1 protein-coding gene is annotated in these 2,769 nt (G+C 40.1%); it reads right to left on the reverse strand.

The genetic code is table 11. From position 1 onward, the window contains the following. A partial coding sequence (locus QZ620_RS13780; RefSeq protein ID WP_295182760.1) for a CusA/CzcA family heavy metal efflux RND transporter occupies window positions 1-2,769 on the reverse strand: 2,769 nt, incomplete at both ends.

A 2,769-nucleotide genomic window follows, 5' to 3' on the forward strand; every position in this document is an offset into this window, starting at 1 on the left:
TTATACTGGTTACTCCTTCTTCTTTTAAAGAATTGAATCTATTTATTAGTACCAGCCCGTTTAAAACTGCAACCCCGAATAATACAATAAAACCTACCCCAGCAGAAATACTGAATGGCATTCCCCGCAACCAAAGGGCAAAAACACCTCCAATGGCAGCGAGGGGTATGGCTATATAGATCATGACAGATTGGGAAAACGATTTTAGGGCAAAATATAGAAGAACAAATATCAAGAAAAGGGCAATGGGTACAACAATTATCAAGCGGTCCTTAGCACTCTGAAGATTTTCGAATTCCCCCCCATAAGTTATATAATACCCGGGAGGTAATTCTAATTCTTCATCTAATCTTTGCTGAATATCATTAACGACTGACTCTACATCCCTTCCCCGGGCATTTACACCCACATAGGTTCTTCTGTAGGTATCATCTCTCGAAATTTGCATAGGGCCCGGAACATATTCGATATCTGCTATTTCTTTTATCGGTACCTGAGTTCCGTCGGGAAGATCGATATACATTCCACGCAAGTCATCAATATTCTTTCTATGTTCTTCATCAAATCTTACTACTAAATCGAATCGCTTTTCTCCTTCAAAAATGACTCCTGCGGTTCCTCCCGCAAAAGCAGTACTTATATAATCATTTGCTTTTTGGATATCCAGGCCATATTGAGCAATTTTATCACGGTTAAATTTCACGGTCATTTGTGGCAGCCCAGATGTTCGTTCAGGATTAACATCTCCTGCTCCAGGTACGGTCTGGATAATATTAGCCATTTCCTGTACCTTTTCCGACAACACCCCCAGGTCCTCTCCATATAGTTTAACCGCAATATCTTCTCTAACCCCCTCTAATAATTCGTTGAACCTTAATTCTACAGGTTGCGTAAACACAAGGTTTACCCCAGTAAGTTCTTTATTGAGTTTTTCCTTGATTTGCGCTATAAGTCCTTCTTTAGTTTCAGCGGTTGTCCAATTATCCTTATCTTTTTCAAGAATCAGGTACATATCTGCTATATCCATCGGCATTGGATCTGTTGGGATGTCCGCTACTCCAATTCTTGCTGTTGCTGTTTTAATTTCAGGAAAATTTTCTAGAAGGATATTTTCTATTTTTTTGGAAACTTCAATAGACTCTGTTAATGAACTTCCTGGTCTGATTAAAGCCTGCATTGCAATATCCCCTTCATCCAGTTGAGGCACAAATTCTCCTCCCATTCTGGAAAAAAGGAAACCGGCTAATACAAGTAGAACAGCAGCAGCACCTACAACAATGAGCTTCAGTTTTAATGCCCCTTTCAGTAAAGGCATATATACCCTTTGTATTCCACCAATTATCTTATCACTTATCCTTTCCAGCCAGCGTTCAAACCTTCCAAACCAGTTCTTTTTATTCTGAATGGGTTTCATAAATAGGGCAGACATCATAGGGACATAGGTAAGGCATAAGAAAATAGCACCTATCATGGCAAAACCGAAAGTGTACGCCATCGGCTTAAACATTTTACCTTCTACCCCCGTAAGAAAAAGTATAGGCGTGAATACAATAAGAATTATAATCTGTCCAAAAAATGCGGAACCCATCATCGTGGTTCCGGCATCATAGGCTACTTTATCCATTACGCCTTGATTGAATTTTAGCTTTCCAGACCTAATCCGTTTTTGGATCTCATACACCGTTCCTTCTATAATAATCACGGCACCATCTATAATAATCCCAAAGTCTATAGCTCCCAAGCTCATTAAGTTTGCCCATACATTAAATTGCTTCATTAATATAAAGGCAAAAAGCAAGGACAACGGTATGGTCGTGGCCGTTATGATGCCACCTCTTAAACTACCCAACAATAAAACAAGGGCAAATATCACGATTAGGGCGCCTTCCAGTAAATTGGTTTTAACGGTATCGGTCGTTCTGGCAATTAGCTCACTACGATCAATGATAGGGGCGATAGTGAGACCTTCTGGCAGGGATTTTTCAATTTCTGCCATACGATTCTTAACATTTTGAATAACCGCATTAGGGTTTGAACCTTTTAGCATCATTATTATTCCTCCCACGGCTTCCTTACCGTCTTGCGTAAAAGCACCATAACGTACCTGATTCCCAAAATGGACGCGTGTTGCAACATCTCCAATAGTTACGGGAATGTTGCCCTCGTTAATAATCGAAATATCTTTAATGTCTTCCAAAGAGCGAATAAGACCTTCACCTCTTATGAAATTTGACATTTTATTTTTTTCTATGTAAGCACCGCCTGTATTCACATTGTTCCGAGCGAGAGCCTCATACACTTGTGAAATACTAATACCCAAACTATTCAACTTATCTGGGTTGACAGTGACCTCGTACTGTTTAATACTGCCTCCATAAGAGTTGACCTCTACCACGCCTTCCAGTAATGTGAGTTGTCGTTTGATAACCCAATCTTGCACGGTGCGCAGTTCCATAGGCGAATACTTGTTTTCAAAACCCTCCTCTGGCTTTATAGTGTATTCATAGATTTGACCTAAACCAGTAGAGATGGGACCCATAGATGGACTTCCAAATTTTTCAGGGATAGATTCGCCCAGTTCGTTTAGTTTTTCCTGTACCAGCTGTCGAGGAAGATAGGTTCCCATATCGTCTTCAAAAACGATAGTAACTACGGAAAGGCCAAAGCGTGAGATAGATCTTATTTCTGTAACGCCTGGTAAATTACCCATAGATAGTTCTACGGGATAGGTTACAAATTGTTCAATATCTTCTGTGGCAAGATTTGGCG

The sequence above is a fragment of the uncultured Christiangramia sp. genome (genome assembly GCF_913046405.1).
GTDB classification, from domain to species: Bacteria; Bacteroidota; Bacteroidia; order Flavobacteriales; family Flavobacteriaceae; genus Christiangramia; species Christiangramia marina.